Source organism: Halocynthiibacter sp. SDUM655004 (genome assembly GCF_026015885.1).
Classification (GTDB): Bacteria; Pseudomonadota; Alphaproteobacteria; order Rhodobacterales; family Rhodobacteraceae; genus Falsihalocynthiibacter; species Falsihalocynthiibacter halioticoli.
Genome location: NZ_JAPDUG010000001.1, coordinates 959346 through 976028, shown reverse-complemented (window position 1 = coordinate 976028; position 16683 = coordinate 959346). Strand labels below are relative to the sequence as shown.

Genomic DNA, 16683 nt, shown 5'->3' with positions numbered 1-16683 from the left:
AGATTAGATGAGCAGACACAGCACAGATATCCTGATTTCCGGCGGCGGCATTGCCGGGCTTACGGCGGCGGCGTCCTTTGGGGCGGCAGGGTTTTCTGTTGTCTGTGTTGATCCCGCGCCCCCCGTAACCGAACAGGCCGACCCCAAATCAGATCTGCGCACCACCGCGTTTTTACAGCCCGCGCGCCAAACACTGATGGACGCAGGGCTTTGGGAACGTCTGGCCGATTATGCCGCACCGCTTCAGATCATGCGCATCGTAGACGCAGGCGGAGAAACACCCGAACCTCGGATTATCAAGGATTTTGACGCAGCCGAAATCAGTGACCTTCCCTTTGGTTGGAACCTGCCCAACTGGCTCTTGCGGCGCGAAATTTTAGCGCAACTTGAAACCATGCCAAACGTCACCTTCCGCGCAGGTGTTGCCACACAGAATATCGTGACCCGCGAGGCAGAGGCGCTGGTGAGCTTGAGCGACGGAAGCCGCTATACTACGCAACTGCTGATTGGGGCGGATGGTCGGAACTCTCACGTGCGCCGCGCGCATGGTATAGATGTTAAAACAATGCGTTACGGGCAAAAGGCCCTCGCATTTTCGGTTGAACACCACCTTGAGCATCACAATATCTCGACAGAAGTGCACCGAAGTGGCGGGCCGTTCACACTGGTGCCCTTGCCGAGCCGCGAGGGGCGTCACTTTTCAGCTGTGGTCTGGAAGAACGAAGGGCCGGAGATCGAACGCCTCGCCGCGCTGTCCGAAGCAGAATTTGAAGAGGAAATGAGCGCCCGCTCCGCGCATATTCTCGGCCCGCTCAAACTCGCCACACGTCGCAGCAAGTGGCCTATCATTAGCCAAATCGCCCATCGCATGACCGCCCAACGCACCGCTCTAATGGCCGAAGCCGCCCATGTTGTTCCGCCGATTGGCGCACAGGGGTTGAACATGAGCCTTGGCGATCTTCGGGTATTGCGCGAGTTGGCAGTTCAAAACCCCGCCCAAATTGGTTCAACGCAAATGCTTGATACCTATGAAAGCAAAAGGATGCGCGAAGCGAAAATCCGCGTCTCGGGCGTTGACCTCTTGAACCGCGCTTCAATGCTTGGCGCTCAAGGGTTGCGCGATCTCCGCGCCGAAGCCCTTACGGGTCTCTATGCCTTTACGCCCCTGCGCAAAGGGTTAATGCGTGCGGGTTTGGGTGCACGTTAACCAATCGGACCGGCTAAGCGCTCTTCGGTTAGGATTACATTGGCCTCAACGTTGCCAACCCCCGGCAGCGTCATGATCCGGCGCCGCAAAACGCGCTCGAAGTCCGCGAGGTCCCGCGCCACGACTCTGAGGCGATAATCATACAGCCCCAAAACATGGTGCACCGCCTGAACCTCGGGAATCGCCGTTACCGCGCGCTCGAAGTCTTCAAGGCTCACCCGCCCTTTCGTCGCCAACTTCACGCCAAGAAAAACGGTCACACCAAAACCAAGCGCTTCGCGATCAAGCAGAATGCGCCGCCCGGCAATGACACCTGCGCTCTCAAGCCGTTTGATCCGCCGCCACGTTGCAGGCTGCGACAAGCCGAAACGTTTGCCGAGCGCCCCAGCACCCTGCGTTGCATCCGACTGAAGCGCGCGAAGGATCGAGCGGTCGATGTCATCGAGTTCGATCATACCGGCAATATCTCCGTATCCTTGATCGAAGAAACCCGCATCAGCGCCTCGATATCAGTGATATGAGGCAGGGTAAGTATCCGTGTTTTATAGATTTCTTGATAATGCGCCATGTCACGGGCAAGAACAGCCAACCGAACATCAACCCGCCCAAGAAAAGTGTGAACCTCACTCACCTCTGGAATTTTACGCGCCTCTTCGATGAAATCATCAAATGCGCGGGGTTGGGTTTTGTCGAGCGTAACCCGCAGATAAACCTCGACGTTATACCCAAGCGCAGCCCAATTGATGACCGCCTGTTGCCCGCGATAGATTCCCGCCTCGCGCATTTTCTCTAATCGCCGCGCACATGCGCTTGAGGTCAGGCCAGCGCGGTTTGCCAATGCACTCATGGGCAAGTCAGGATCAGCCTGCATTTGCCGCAAAATCTTTCGGTCTATTTCGTCAACGCGCATAAATTTCACCTAATTACTCGCCTGCGCGAATAAATATATCGAAAATACTTAGAAATCCACTGAAATAACTCCGCAGAGCACTCAGGAAATGCGTACTTTCCACCTCAAGAGAAACTTCTGCAAAAGGAGCGCCACAATGCGCGTTTACTATGATCGCGACTGCGATATTAACCTGATCAAAGACAAAAAAGTAGCCATCCTCGGCTATGGTTCCCAAGGCCACGCCCACGCGCTCAACCTGCGTGACTCCGGCGCGAAAAACCTTGCTGTAGCCCTGCGCGAAGGGTCTGCATCCGCCAAGAAAGCCGAAGCCGAAGGCCTTCAGGTTATGGGCATCAGCGAAGCCGCTGCATGGTGCGACGTGATCATGTTCACAATGCCCGATGAGCTTCAGGCCGAGACATACAAGAAATACGTTCACGACCACATCAAGCCAGGCTCCGCAATCGCGTTCGCCCACGGCCTGAACGTTCACTTTGGCCTGATCGAGCCCAAAGAAGGCGTTGACGTCATCATGATGGCGCCAAAAGGCCCAGGCCACACTGTGCGCGGCGAATATGTTAAAGGCGGCGGCGTTCCTTGCCTTGTTGCCGTTGACAACGACGCAACAGGCAAAGCGCTGGAAATCGGCCTGTCCTACTGTTCCGCGATCGGCGGCGGTCGTTCCGGCATCATCGAAACAAATTTCCGCGAAGAATGCGAAACTGACCTCTTTGGTGAGCAAGCCGTTCTTTGTGGTGGCCTTGTTGAACTTATCCGCTGTGGTTTCGAAACTCTGGTTGAAGCAGGTTACGCACCTGAAATGGCCTATTTCGAATGTCTGCACGAAGTGAAACTGATCGTTGACCTGATCTACGAAGGCGGCATCGCCAACATGGATTACTCGATCTCCAACACTGCGGAATACGGCCAGTATGTCACCGGCCCTCGCATCCTGAACTACGACGAAACCAAAGCGCGGATGAAAGACGTTCTTTCGGACATCCAGCAAGGTAAATTCGTACGTGACTTCATGCTGGAAAATGCTGTTGGTCAGCCAACCATCAAAGCTTCGCGTCGTGCAAACGACGAGCACATGATCGAAGAAACTGGCGCGAAACTTCGCTCCATGATGCCTTGGATCTCTGCTGGCAAGATGGTCGACAAAGAGAAAAACTAAGCGAAGCAAACGCTTTAATTCTTAGATTGACCCCGGCCATTGGTCGGGGTCAATTGCTTTCAAGTCAAACAGAACGGAGCGCCCATGGGCCCGAATGTCCGCCCAGTTGATTGGCTGATGATTTTTTTGCTCGGGATGACCTGGGGCGGAACATTTCTGGTGCAATCTCTCGCCTTGCGCGGCATATCCCCGTTCTGGCTCGCATCGGCGCGTATCGGATTTGCGGCACTCTTTTTGGCCGGGATCTGGTCCCTGCGTGGATTTCGATTGTTTGAAGTCCGTCCCAGCCTTCGCGACACTCTGAAACTTTTGCTTGTTGGCATCTGCTCAACTGCGCTGCCCTTCATGCTTCTAAGCTGGGGGCAACAGTATGTGGCTTCCGGCTTTGCGGGAGTCTCGATGGCGGCTGTCGGGCTTCTTGTTCTACCGCTTGCGCATTTTCTGGTCCCGCATGAACGGCTTAACCTCCGGAAGTTTCTTGGCTTCCTGATCGGTTTCTTCGGAGTTGTCGTACTCATAGGCTTTCAGGCCTTCGAGAGCTCGGGCAACCCATTGGAAACCGCAGGTCGCATAGCCTGCCTTACCGCTTCGGCCGGATATGCGATTAGCTCCGTAACAATGCGCAACCTCCCAAAGGTCGACCCCATCGGGCTTGCCGCGATGACCATGTTGATCGGAACCTGTGTTGTTGTACCAACTGCCTTCGTGGTTGAGGGCCCCGTCCCGAAAACAGATGCGACGACACTCGGTCTGTTACTATTGCTCGCGCTCGTTCCCACTGCTGGCGCAAACCTGCTCCGTGTGCTGGTAATCCGCAGCGCAGGCCCCGGCTTTATGAGCCTTACGGCCTATCAGGTTCCTGTTTGGGCTGTGATCTTTGGTTCGGTTTTCCTGAACGAGCCGCTACCGGCGAGCCTTGTTATCGCACTTGCGCTGATTTTGTCAGGTGTCGCCATAAGCCAATGGGGCACGTTACGGCGCATGTTCTCACCAACGTCGCGCCTCCCCTAGGGCTCGGAAAACCCGCCCTTTTCGAGATTATTCAGAAATATGGTATGCTGCCTGCATTTAGTAGGGGAGTATTGAGTATGGACCGACGCGATTTTTCTAAGGGCCTTTTGCTTTCCGGAGTGGCCGCTCCAATGATTTTGCGGCCCTCCCCGTCACAAAGCTTCATCGCAAACAACGATAAAGGACACCAAGGCGAAGGCGGCGTTGACCAATCCCTTGCACGCATCCAGCTTCAAATCGGTACTTCGATTATCGTACTTACATATTTGATTATGCTGCTGGGCAACTCGCCGTTCGGGTACAATCTCGGGTCTCCGGTTAAGCGGTTTTCGGCCAACCGTGCGGATACGTCAAATATCCCCATCCTTGGCGATCTCACCCGCCAAACACTTGCAAGCCAATTTAGAAACGCTCCGGTTGTGGCAACGATGTATTTGATCAACACGATGCTCATTCTGGTCCCCTTGGCCGCAAGTATGCAGCGTCCGAAAAAGACACTGCTAACCCATCGCGACTATGAGTATGAGGTTCCGGGACGGCCCAAACCGCTCTCGCTCAGCACGCCAATCATTGGAGACTCGTTCCGCCGCAGCGATGCCATCGGAACAGCGCGCCAGCGCAACAGCGAACTGCTTATTCTCATTAAACCGCACCTCGCAATGGAAGGTAGCTAGGCCCTAGGCATCCGCCTTCACAACCTGATCAACCGCGCCGACGATATCTTCGATCACCGATTGCAAGAGCCCTTCGTCTTCGCCTTCGCCCATCACACGAATGAGCGGCTCTGTACCAGATTTCCGAATGAGCAAACGGCCCGTTCCTGCGAGTTTTCCGTGTCCGGCCTCTATCACTTTTTGAACATTTCCGTTCATCAAAGGATCGTTTTCGGCCTTAAACCTTACATTTTTCAACATTTGCGGGATTGGTGCGAAGTTTTGTGTGAGCGCGCTTGCGCTTTGTCCGGTCTGGGCCATTTCTGCAAGGAATTGAAGCCCTGCAATCAGGCCGTCGCCCGTGGTTGCGTGATCGGTCATGACAATATGGCCCGACTGCTCACCTCCAAGGTTGTAACCGCCCTGCCGCATTGCCTCGACTACGTAACGATCACCCACATTGGTGCGTAGAAGCGTCAGCCCCTTCCCTTCAAGGAAGCGCTCAAGGCCAAGATTCGACATAACCGTTGCCACGAGCGTATTGCCTGCAAGCTTACCCTCGCTCGCCCAACGGGCGGCAAGAAGCGCCATGATCTGATCCCCGTCGGCAACCTGTCCGGTCTCGTCAATGATCATCACACGGTCGGCATCGCCATCGAGGCAAATACCAAGGTCTGCGCCATGGCTTACCACGGCTTCGCTCGCGGTTTGGGTGCTGGTCGAGCCGCAGTTTTCGTTGATGTTGAAACCGTTGGGCGCAACGCCAACTGGCACCACATCCGCACCCAGCTCCCACAAAACTTCCGGCGCCGCGCGATAGGCCGCCCCGTTGGCGCAATCGATCACAACTTTAAGGCCGGAAAGTAACCCTCGCGCGGGAAAGGTTGTTTTTGCATATTCGACGTAGCGGCCAACAGCATCGTCAATTCGTTTGGCACGGCCGATATTGGCTGGCTTCGCAGGTGTGATCTCTCCGGCAAGGAGCTCCTCAATTGCGGACTGCGCCGTATCAGACAGCTTGTAACCATCCGGACCAAAGAATTTGATGCCGTTATCAGAATGCGGATTGTGGCTGGCCGAAATCATGATCCCCAAGTCCGCACGCATGGACCGCGTTAGAAACCCAACCGCCGGCGTAGGCACAGGCCCCATCAGCAATACGTCCATACCCGTACTCGTTAAGCCAGCAGTCAGCGCATTCTCCAGCATATATCCGGAGAGCCGTGTATCCTTGCCGATCACAACGCGGTGGCGGTTTTGCCCGTCTTTGCGGAAATAACGCCCCGCAGCAGCGCCGAGTTTAAGCGCGACCTCGGCTGTCATTGGATATGTATTTGCCTGCCCGCGCACGCCGTCCGTGCCAAAAATACTGCCCATAATTGTGGGTCCCTCTACAAATATGCCGCCGCCCAAAGGCTCATGGCCTCGTTAACTTCTTTGGTATCATGAACGCGATGCATCTGAACACCCTGCATCACCGCCCCAAGCGTCACACCAATCGTTCCGGCAACGCGCTCTGAAGCGACCTCGGCACCTGAGAGGGTTCCGATAAACTTTTTGCGCGAAACGCCGAGCAGGATTGCGCATCCAAGCCCGTGAAATAGGCTGATGTTACGCAAAAGTGCGAGGTTATGGTCAAGCGTCTTACCAAACCCGATACCTGGATCAACGAGAATGCGGTCGCGCGAAATGCCTGCGGCTTCGGCCTTGGCCACGCGTTCCGACAAAGCGTCGTAAACATCCAGAACCACATTCTGATAGGTCGGATCGTTTTGCATCGTTTCGGGCGACCCTTGCGCATGCATCAGGCACACAGGTGCATCCGTTGCCGCAACATAGCCCGCCATCGCCTTGTCATAGCCAAACGCAGACACGTCATTCACCAGCCCCGCCCCCGCAGAGAGTGCGGCCTCTGCCACCGCAGATTTACGCGTATCAATGGAAATTGGTGCGCTCATCGCGCCGCGAATTGCCGAAATGACAGGAACAACCCGCGAAATCTCATCCTCAATCGAAACCGTATCGGCGCCCGGTCTTGTCGACTCTCCACCGATATCAAGGATATCCGCCCCTTGCTTCACCATCGCCGAAGCGCGTGCCACAACGGAATCAACACTGTCAAACTGCCCACCGTCTGAAAAACTATCGGGCGTGATATTGAGAATGCCCATCACACTGGGTCGCGCCATTTCGATGCCACAGATCGGCGCGCGCGGCGCGGTTAATCGGCGCAGCTTGTCGTCAGGCACTTCGCTTGCGGAAATCACTCGTGGCGCAGTGTTGCGCTCTAACACTTCCACATGGGTGAACCACGTCCAGCCCCCCGCGAGCACATGGGCCTCTTTCGGACGATTTGCGCCACCTTGGCAGATTGGGCGGTAGTATCGAGTCATTGTTCGGCGACCTCGCCCTCAAGAACACCTGATATCCACCGTGCAAGCGATTGGGTTGTAAGAGTTTTGGGAGGCGTCGGGCTATCGAGGATTTGCTTCATCGGCGCCCAGATATTCACCTGCCCTTGCGCGATGCCCCATTCAACCTCGGTACGGCTGCTGACAACAGTCACGTCAGATTGTCCGTCCGCCCAAATCCAAGCAGCTTGGTCCCAAGCCAAAAGCGCAATGCGCCGCGCAGCCTCTTCTCCCACCTCAGCAGCCGGCAATGGCGCGTTAGCGGACGGCACCAACAGGATTGGCTGATCAGGATAGTGACGGCGCACTGCATCAAGATCGCATCCGGCGACAGCAATAACCGGTTTTGCTCGTGTTTCAGCCCTTTCGGAGCGCGCGCCACCAGCCTCGCGCACAATTTCGACTCCCAGAACGCCGGCGGGCTTGTCGAGTTTTTCAATCCGAAGATACACACGCTCGGCCTGCGGCTCTCGTAGAATCCGCTCTGCAATGTCTTGAGCCAGTGTTTCGAGAAGGTTTACCCGTTGCGCAGCAAGGGCTTCGGCAATCGCCTCGGTAAGCCGGTCATAGGAGAGGATGCGATCCACATCATCCTCAAGGGGCTGCGGAACATCTGCAACCTCAACCACCACATTGAACGACAGCCGTTGCTCTATGCCGCGCTCAACCTCAAAGGCTCCGATTTCAACAGTAACAATATGATCCCGCAGCGAAATCCGGTCTGCTATGCCGTCTGGCCGATGCGCGCGGGATCGGGCCTCGGGATGAGCGAATGCAACAGAAATTTCGTCAGACATGGCGACCCCCGTGTTGGTGGGCCGTCCTTATCAGGCTTCCGACCACCTAGGCCAGAGGTTTTAGCTGCGCGAGGCGCCTGGCTGGCGATAGAAATGATGCGCCCCATAGGTCGCAGTCCGCGGGAATTTACGCGCCCAACGCGGGTTTACCGCCTTGGTATGATAGTGCGTAGCGCCTTTGGTCAGGCCGAATGGCGCTGCCCCCGTCAAAATCGCAGCGGCCACTTTACCGACCCGCTCATGCGCCTTGGGTTCGTTTATCTTCTCTGCGCGGCCATCACAGGTGTAGGTGAACTGGCACTGGAATTTCTTCCCTGTCCCTTGATTCACCACTTCGCAGATCGAATTGGGATAGAGCGGGCTTGCCACGCGGTTCAGGATAACCTCGGCCACGGCAAACTGCCCTTTTACGCTCTCACCACGTGCTTCGAAGTAAAGTGCCTGCGTGAGACATTCCCAGCCCTCATTTCCTTCAACAAACTGTTGACTGGCGAGCCAATCGCGCGAATACTCAAACGAAGACTCGCCGGATGAATTCGCGGAAAGATTGAAGGGATTCGAGCGAGCGACGGAAGTCGGCTTTAGGGCTTCCCGTTCGGAGGAAATGAGAGCAGACAGCCAGCTGTCCATCTCCATTTGAAACTCTGCGGAGCCTTTGGTTCCGGTTACCGACTCGGCCTCTGGCGGAGTCGCGAAGAAACCTGCGCCGAGGACAGAAAAAAGAGCAAAACTTTGACGCAAAAGCGCCTTAGACCTGCGCAGCGTTTTGCTGGGCAAGCCAACCAATTTAACATTTAACATTACACACCTTTTCTCAACCCACGTCCGTGGATCAGCAGCCCCCAGGCCGCGATCGAGGCGTGAACTATGTCAAAAACTTGGCAATGTCCACCCTCGTGACATTTTGGCAACAAGGATCGGCGGAAGGTTGCATTGTCTACGGTTCAAGAACAATCGCAGCCGCGAAAAAGACAATCGGAAATTTTGATTTAAATTGAACGATTTACCTTAAAAACTTGAGGTTATTCAGGTTTCGGGTCTGCAATTGCAAGCTGTGCAGAGGCCAGTCGCGCAACGGGAACGCGATATGGCGAGCAAGACACATAGTCGAACCCTGCCTTACGACAAAACGAGATAGATTCCGGATTTCCGCCGTGTTCGCCACAAAGCGACAACATGATTCCCTCTCGAGCGTCACGCGCGCGATCGGCACCAATCATAAGCAACTCCCCGACCCCGTCCGTATCCAACACATGGAACGGATCTTCGGAAAACACCCCCTGCTGTACATAGTCCGACATGAAGCGCCCTGCGTCGTCTCGCGAGAGGCCATAGGTCATCTGGGTGAGGTCGTTCGTACCGAAACTAAGGAAGGCGGCATTCTGGGCAATGTCACCGGCGCGAAGTGCCGCGCGCGGGGTTTCAACCATCACGCCAAGCCTGAAGGTAAACTCGACACCAGTCGCAAACCGAACGGCCGAGGCAACAGCATCAATACGGGTTTTCACAAGCTCCGCCTCGCGTTGGGCCGAGACCAGCGGGATCATGATTTCAGGTACGACAGGATCACCATGCTTGCTGGCTTCGACTGCGGCCTCAAAGATCGCTTGGGCCTGCATGTCGTAAATCTCGGGCAGGGTAATCCCGAGCCGCACGCCGCGCAGGCCAAGCATCGGGTTGAACTCTTTGAGGTTGGCAATGCGGCGCGTTACGTCAGACAGAGGCAGATCGAGCGACTCGGCCAGTTCGCGCATCCCTTCGCGGGTTGACGGCAAAAACTCGTGCAACGGCGGATCAAACAGGCGGATGCAAACGGGCTGCCCCTGCATGATTTTGAACAGCTCGATAAAATCGGCGCGCTGCATCGGAAGAAGCTGATCAAGAGAGGCGCGCCGGTCTTCTGGCTGCTTTGCAAAGATCATTTCGCGCATGACGGTCAGGCGGTCGTCCTCAAAGAACATATGCTCTGTACGGCAGAGCCCGATGCCTTGCGCCTCAAACCGCCGCGCCGTAAGCGCATCTGTCGGCGTATCCGCATTGGCCCGCACACCGATGTCGCGGAACTCATCAGCCCATTCAAGCAACGTCGTAAAGGCACCATCAAGACTTGCGTCCAACATCTTGGCCGCACCCGCAAGCGCCTCGCCGGTTGTACCATCAATGGTGATGATATCGCCCTCAGTAAAGAAGCGGCCATCAGGTAACTTCAAAATCTTGTCGCGGTGGTTGATCGAAATCCCGTGCGCGCCAACGATACATGGCACACCAAGCCCCCGCGCAATCACGGCAGCATGACTTGTCATGCCGCCTTTCTCGGTCATCACGGCAACAGAAGCGTGCATGCCCCGAATATCCTCTGGTGCGGTTTCGCGGCGCACAAGGATACAATCGTCTCCTTGAGCCAAGGAAGCTTGTGCGGCGGTAGCAGAAAACACGATTTTGCCCGTCGCCCCACCTGGCGACGCACCGATGCCGCTTGCGATAATATCGCGTTCGGCCTCTGGGTCGACTTGCGGGTGGAGCATTTCCGTCAACGCGCGCGGATCAATCCGAAGCACCGCCTCTTCGCGGCTGATGATACCGTCTTCGGCCAAGGACACAGCAATCGCGACCGCTGCTGCCGATGTTCGAGACACGCGCACAGCATCAAGGATAACCAATTCACCGTTTTCGATGGTGAACTCAATTTGCATCTCATCGCGAAGGCGCTCGCGGCCAAGCTTGCCGAAACGCACAAGCGCTTCAAACTGTTCCGGCAGGATTTCGGCCAGCGACGTGCCGCGCGGGTCTTTGTTCAGGAATATCGCCTCGCTCTTTGCCCCGAGCGCATCGCGCCCCTGGCTTTGGCTTTTGTAACGGCCCGTGATTTGTGGTTCGCCCGTTGTTCCGTTGACGAATTGGATCACGCCAGAGCCGCTCTCGCCCGAACCAATCCCCATCGCCATCTGCTGCACCACAAGGCCGAGCCCTGCATCTTCGGGGGCGCCTTTCGCCTGACGTAAAAGCCGCGCTGTTGTCCCTGCCCATGCGCGCGCCATGGAGCGCAACACTTCGCCAAGCTGACGCGCTGGATCTTGCGGGAATTGCTCGTCGGTTTCGTCTTCATAGGCCCGCAATGCCGTTGCGAGCGCCTTTGACAGGTCGGGATCATCCGCGCAAGGCGTCAGGATCGGCGCATCAAACATATCAGGATCAAGCCGCGCCACATGAACCGCATAGGCTTGGATAAAGCGTAAATAGAGGGCGTTGGCCGTTGCCGGCCCTTCGGTCTCGCACAGCGCAGCATGGCGCGCGTCGTTCATACCGATATTCAGAATTGCACGCGGCCCACCCCAATCGGGATCTTCCGAGCTTGGCCGCACCGAAATCAGCGCATCTTCACCAAATTCCGCAATCATCGCCGCCGTGTTGGGCGGATACCCCGCCGCAATGGCCTGCACCTTATCAAACGGCAAGGCAATCGTGCGCGGAACCGGCATATCAAGCCGAACCAAGCGTTGCAGGCATTTCGCCCGCCCGCCGTGCTGCCCCACGTAAATGGGCGCAGTGGGCGTTATCTCGGTATAAGTCGCAATATCCGTGTGTTTCTGCACCGCAGCACTCCTTTGCCACAGACAATACCCGATGCGGCGTTTCTGGCAAGGCTTGGTGTGCTTATCGGCAAAGGTATCATTGCCCCGAGCCTAGGGGGCAACAATGCTATTTCTAAAGGTTGTCGCGCTTAACTCTCGACCTTGGACAGGTCCGCGACAGAGAGACACAGGGTACGAATACGGCTCAGAAGGTTGAGGCGGTTGCGGCGCACCACTTGGCTGTCGGCATTAACCTGTACAGCTTCGAAAAACGCATCAATCGGCGCGCGCAGGCTGGCCATCGCGCCCATAGCAGCAACGAAATCCTCTTTCTCCATCGCAGGCGCAATGTCTTTTTCTGCCGCGTCCAGAGCCGCAAAGAGCGCGCGCTCTTCGTCGGTCTCGGCGTATTTCACATCCGCGCCATAGCTATACTCAACGCCATCCTTCTCTTCGGCTTGCGCAAGGATATTGGCCGCGCGCTTAAACCCTTGAAGCAGGTTTTCGCCATCGTCGGTCTTAAGGAAGTCCGAAAGCGCCGTTGCGCGTTTAACCAAGAGCGACAGATCGTCGTTTCCTGGCATCGCAAGGCAAGCATCGATGACATCAAAGCGGATGCCCTGATCCTTGAGATAGGTTTTCAGGCGATCATGGAAGAAGGAGAGAAGGTTTGCGTTTACCTCGGACACTTCTTGCTCAGAGGCCTCCGCGACGGCAGCGTTTACTGCGGCAAATGCGGGTTCAAAGGCGTTTGCGCCAGCCAGATTGATCCGCACATCATTCTCGAGAACCAAACGAATAACACCCAAAGCCGCACGGCGCAGGGCGAACGGGTCTTTCGATCCTGTTGGCTTCTCGTCAATCGCCCAGAATCCTGTAAGCGTGTCGAGTTTATCGGCCATGGCAACGGCAACGGATACAGGCTCGGTCGGCACCGTGTCAGACGGACCAAGCGGGCTGTAATGCGCTTCGCAGGCGGCGGCAACGGCCTTTGGAAGGCCAGCAGCTTCGGCGTAGTAACGGCCCATGAGCCCCTGTAGTTCGGGGAATTCATAAACCATTTCGCTTGAAAGATCGGCCTTTGCCACGCGCGCGGCTTGTTCTGCCTGATCTGCATCTGCGCCAACCACGGGCGCGATTTCACGCGCAAGTTGGGCGATGCGTTCAATCCGTGCGGTCTGGCTTCCGAGTTTGTTGTGGAAGGTCACGTTCTCAAGCGCTTTGGTCCACTGCGAAATGTCCGATTTTGCAACGCGCAAATCGTTCTCCCAGAAGAATTTCGCATCCGAAAGTCGCGCGAACAGAACCTTTTGGTTCCCTGCAAGGATGGTCGCGCCGTTATCAGCGGTTTCACGGTTGGCAACGGTCACGAATTTTACAATGCCGCCCGATTTCGGATCCCGCACAGAGAAAAACTTTTGATGCTCTTTCATGCTGGTCTGCAGCACTTCAGGCGGCAGTTCGAGGAAGTCCTCTGCAATGTCTCCCATCAGTACAACAGGCCATTCAACCAGCCCTGCGACCTCGGCCAAAAGGCCCTTATCCTCTACAACTTCAAGCCCCTGCGCAAAGGCGGCATTGGTGGCGTCCGCCCAGATATGCTCGGCGCGTTCTTCTGCAGAAAGCACGACTTTGGCTGCCTTGAGTTTTACAACGTAGTCGTCGAAGCTAGTGACTTTGATCGCATCAGGCGCCATGAAGCGGTGGCCGCGTGTTTCGTCGCCTGCCGCGATGCCATCAACCTCAAGCGGGACAACGGTTGCCCCTGCTTCATCCGAAAGAACACAAAGGATCGAATGCAGCGGCCGCACCCATTTCAGGCTGCCTGCGCCCCAGCGCATGGACTTCGGCCACGGGAACTTGCGAATGGTTGCCTCAAGCACTTCGGCAATGATCTCTGCAGCGGGGCGACCCGGCTTCTTGATCGTGGCGTAATACACTTGCCCTTTTTTGTCGTCGCGGATTTCAAGGTCATCCTTGCTCACGCCTGCGCCGCGCAGGAACCCTTCGAGCGCTTTTTCCGGCGCACCGACCTTGGGGCCCTTGCGTTCTTCAACGGTGTCGGGGCTTTCGGCAAGCAATCCTTCAACGGAAAGCGCAAGACGGCGTGGAGTCGAGAATGCCCCCGCCGAGGCATAGGTCAGCCCAGCCTCGACCAACCCATCGGTAACGAGTTTCTTCAGGTCCGCCGCCGCACGCGTTTGCATACGGGCCGGGATTTCTTCGGAAAAGAGTTCAATCAGGAGATCAGGCATGAAAAGTCCCTAGAAGTTCACGATTGTCTGAATGACAATCGCATTGGCTATATCTACGAAAAATGCCGACACAAGCGGCAAAACGACAAAGGCGATAGGTGATGGGCCGTAACGTTTGGTTACGGCGGTCATGTTGGCGATTGCCGTTGGCGTTGCTCCGAGCGAAAAGCCCGCGAAACCCGATGCCAAAACGGCAGCTCGATAGCCGCGGCCGAGTACAGGGAACAACACAAAGATCACGAACAGAACCGTTACAACGGCCTGAACAGCAATTGTTGCAAAGACAGGCCCGCCCAGCCCCGCCAAAGCAGCGAGGTCCAGCGTCATCAGCGAAATTGCAAGGAATACGCCCAGCGCGAAATCAGTTACAACGGCAAGCGTTGGCGTGCGCGACACTGCTGGAACCTTTGGAAACAAGATGCTGTGAAGGTTGCCCAGCACAATCCCCATAATTAGGCATGGCACGAACAGAGGGAGCATCAAGCCCCAATCCAGCAGCGTCTCATGCAGAAGAAATCCGCCAATGATCGCCAGATTGAGCACAAGGAGTGTGCGCATCAGGCTGATATGGGTGATCGGCTCTGGATGGGCGTCATCCTCGTATACTGCGCCAACGGTATTCTCTGCATTTGGGTGTGAAGAATGGAGATCGTAGCGGTTCACAAGGAACTTCGCCACCGGACCACCAACAAGCGCAGCCAAGACCAGACCCACCGTCGCCACGGTGACGCCCAGCTCTGCGGCAGAGTCCATTCCCGTAATCCGCGTGACTTCCGGCGCCCAAGCAATGGCCGTGCCGTGCCCGCCAATCAAGGACGCGGACCCAAGCAACACACCAGCCTGCGCCGGCATATCGAACAACACAGCGCCCGCCACACCGATGATATCCTGTATGACAATGATCGCGAGCGTGAGGATCATCAGCAAAGCAAGAGGCTTGCCGCCGCTCACCAGATCAGACAGCCGCGCATTCAGGCCAATACCGGTAAAGAACACCACGAGAAAAACGTCCCGCGACTCCATCATGAACACAATCGAGGAGTTCGTAATATAGCTGAAAAGCCCAAACAGAACCGCAGCCAACAACCCGCCGGTGACTGGCTCTGGAATGTTGAACTCGCGCAGGAAGGCAACCTTCCGCGTCAGCCGCGCACCAAGCAGAAATACCGCGAACCCAAGGGTCGCGGTGATAAATTCCGGTATGGTGTGAACATGCTCCATCGGTGCTCGCTTACTCTGACGGGTTCGGAGGGCAAGACGCGGGCAACGGGTCTCCGTTGAACGCATATTCGCCACAGGTGTTTATTTGGTGCCACGCATAGGCGCGTCCATCGTCATAGACCGCAATGACACGATCAATGCCGTAAATGATGTTTTCCTCGCCAAGATACGCCGTCGCTGTTCCGGCCTTGATCGCTGTGCCGAGTGCCTTTGCGTCAAAGCAGCTGAACCAGTCCGGAGCCACAAGTGGCTCTGCGGCGGGGTATCCCTTAAAGGTTTCGGTCATCATGGCATTGGACATTGGCGTTGTGAAACACGCACGGAACCGGATCGGGGAGCTATCGGAATCGATGCCTTCAAAACCGGCAATCAACATTGGCTCCGGCTCACCTGTCACGATATTGGTGATGCGGATTTCGGCGTCAGGGGAACTGGCCTCTACCTCGGTGTAGAAACCGTAAACCTGAAAGTAATACATCGCCGCGCCTGCGGCCAAAGCTGAAATCACGATAACACCCGCCAGAAGTTTCCCGATCATTCAGCCGCCCAGCCGCCAGCTTCGGTCTGCACGAAGGCATCCGCGCAAGCCTTTGATAACGCACGCACTCGACCGATGTAGGCTTGGCGCTCTGTTACAGAGATCACACCGCGCGCATCAAGGAGGTTAAAGAGATGGCTCGCCTTGATCGCCTGATCGTAAGCAGGATGCGCCATAATAATGCGCTTGCCTGTTTTGGGATCAACGGCTTCTTGCTCAAGGATGGCTTTGCACTCGGCTTCGGCATCAAGGAAATGCTGCAATAGGTTGTCAGTGTTGGCCACGTCGAAGTTCCAACGGCTGTATTCCTGCTCTGTCTGGCGGAACACATCACCATAGGTAAGCGCAATCGGTGCGTCCGGATCGTTGTAGGGCATATCCATCACGTGATCGACGCCCAGCACATACATCGCCAGCCGCTCAAGCCCATAGGTCAGCTCACCAGAAACAGGCTGGCAATCATGGCCGCCCACTTGTTGGAAATAGGTGAACTGGCTTACTTCCATGCCGTCGCACCAAACTTCCCAACCAAGGCCCCACGCGCCAAGTGTCGGGCTTTCCCAGTCATCCTCGACAAAGCGGATGTCGTGCATGTCCATGTTGATGCCGATTGCCTCAAGCGATCCGAGGTAAAGCTCCTGCAATTCGGGCGGGCTTGGTTTGATCAACACCTGATACTGGTAGTAATGCTGAAGGCGGTTCGGGTTCTCGCCATAGCGTCCGTCGGTTGGACGGCGCGAGGGCTGCACATAGGCTGCGGCCCATGCTTTGCTTCCAAGCGAACGCAGGGTTGTTGCGGGGTGGAAGGTCCCTGCCCCGACTTCCATGTCATAAGGCTGCATCACAGCACAGCCCTTCTCAGCCCAGTAGGCTTGCAGACGCAGGATGATCTCCTGAAAACTACGTGGCGTGTTTCTTTCTTGCGACAGAACGGAAGTCATATTTGGCC

At 56.3% G+C, this 16683-nt stretch carries 15 protein-coding genes; 4 read left to right on the top strand and 11 right to left on the bottom strand.

Features of this window, described 5'->3' with window-relative positions; translation table 11 throughout:
* Window positions 1-7: 7 nt before the first annotated feature.
* On the top strand, window positions 8-1207 hold the full coding sequence (locus N9C89_RS04835) for a UbiH/UbiF family hydroxylase (RefSeq protein WP_263952706.1): 1200 nt from the start codon (window positions 8-10) through the stop codon (window positions 1205-1207).
* Here the strand turns inward: N9C89_RS04835 and N9C89_RS04830 are convergent.
* Window positions 1204-1662, bottom strand: a complete 459-nt coding sequence (locus N9C89_RS04830) for an Lrp/AsnC family transcriptional regulator (protein ID WP_263952705.1) — start codon at window positions 1660-1662, stop codon at window positions 1204-1206. The two genes, N9C89_RS04835 and N9C89_RS04830, sit on opposite strands and share 4 nt — an antisense overlap.
* Window positions 1659-2117, bottom strand: coding sequence for an Lrp/AsnC family transcriptional regulator (locus N9C89_RS04825; RefSeq protein WP_263952704.1), 459 nt, complete (start codon window positions 2115-2117; stop codon window positions 1659-1661). The genes N9C89_RS04830 and N9C89_RS04825 overlap by 4 nt, the downstream gene beginning before the upstream one ends.
* A gap of 136 nt (window positions 2118-2253) precedes the next feature.
* Here N9C89_RS04825 and ilvC point away from each other — a divergent pair, with 136 nt between their 5' ends.
* From ilvC to N9C89_RS04810, 3 genes are all read left to right on the top strand, one after another.
* Entirely contained in the window at window positions 2254-3276 is a 1023-nt protein-coding gene (gene ilvC, locus N9C89_RS04820; RefSeq protein ID WP_263952703.1) for a ketol-acid reductoisomerase, read from the top strand.
* A gap of 84 nt (window positions 3277-3360) precedes the next feature.
* Window positions 3361-4287 (top strand): DMT family transporter, encoded by a 927-nt coding sequence (locus N9C89_RS04815; RefSeq protein WP_263952702.1) that lies wholly within the window; start codon window positions 3361-3363, stop codon window positions 4285-4287.
* A 77-nt stretch (window positions 4288-4364) separates the two neighbouring features.
* Window positions 4365-4961, top strand: a complete 597-nt coding sequence (locus tag N9C89_RS04810; RefSeq protein ID WP_263952701.1) for a hypothetical protein — start codon at window positions 4365-4367, stop codon at window positions 4959-4961.
* Between the two features lie 3 nt (window positions 4962-4964).
* Here the strand turns inward: N9C89_RS04810 and glmM are convergent, their stop codons facing one another.
* The 9 genes from glmM to N9C89_RS04765 all read right to left on the bottom strand — a co-directional run bounded on the left by glmM (window position 4965) and on the right by N9C89_RS04765 (window position 16675).
* Window positions 4965-6320, bottom strand: coding sequence for a phosphoglucosamine mutase (gene glmM, locus N9C89_RS04805; protein WP_263953283.1), 1356 nt, complete (start codon window positions 6318-6320; stop codon window positions 4965-4967).
* An 11-nt stretch (window positions 6321-6331) separates the two neighbouring features.
* On the bottom strand, window positions 6332-7333 hold the full coding sequence (gene folP / locus N9C89_RS04800; RefSeq protein WP_263952700.1) for a dihydropteroate synthase: 1002 nt from the start codon (window positions 7331-7333) through the stop codon (window positions 6332-6334).
* Window positions 7330-8148: a dihydroneopterin aldolase gene (locus tag N9C89_RS04795; RefSeq protein WP_263952699.1), complete on the bottom strand. Its 819-nt coding sequence runs from the start codon at window positions 8146-8148 to the stop codon at window positions 7330-7332. The genes folP and N9C89_RS04795 overlap by 4 nt, the downstream gene beginning before the upstream one ends.
* A 60-nt stretch (window positions 8149-8208) precedes the next feature.
* Window positions 8209-8949, bottom strand: a complete 741-nt coding sequence (locus N9C89_RS04790; protein WP_317134925.1) for a cell wall hydrolase — start codon at window positions 8947-8949, stop codon at window positions 8209-8211.
* Between the two features lie 221 nt (window positions 8950-9170).
* A complete protein-coding gene (ppdK, locus tag N9C89_RS04785) occupies window positions 9171-11741 on the bottom strand; it encodes a pyruvate, phosphate dikinase (protein ID WP_263952698.1) in 2571 nt (856 codons plus the stop codon).
* A 128-nt stretch (window positions 11742-11869) separates the two neighbouring features.
* On the bottom strand, window positions 11870-13975 hold the full coding sequence (gene glyS / locus N9C89_RS04780; protein WP_263952697.1) for a glycine--tRNA ligase subunit beta: 2106 nt from the start codon (window positions 13973-13975) through the stop codon (window positions 11870-11872).
* A 9-nt stretch (window positions 13976-13984) separates the two neighbouring features.
* Window positions 13985-15196, bottom strand: coding sequence for a sodium/glutamate symporter (gene gltS, locus N9C89_RS04775; RefSeq protein WP_263952696.1), 1212 nt, complete (start codon window positions 15194-15196; stop codon window positions 13985-13987).
* 10 nt (window positions 15197-15206) lie between these two features.
* On the bottom strand, window positions 15207-15734 hold the full coding sequence (locus tag N9C89_RS04770) for a DUF6446 family protein (RefSeq protein ID WP_263952695.1): 528 nt from the start codon (window positions 15732-15734) through the stop codon (window positions 15207-15209).
* Window positions 15731-16675: a glycine--tRNA ligase subunit alpha gene (locus tag N9C89_RS04765; RefSeq protein WP_263952694.1), complete on the bottom strand. Its 945-nt coding sequence runs from the start codon at window positions 16673-16675 to the stop codon at window positions 15731-15733. Before N9C89_RS04765 ends, N9C89_RS04770 begins: the two co-directional genes overlap by 4 nt.
* Window positions 16676-16683: the final 8 nt, after the last annotated feature.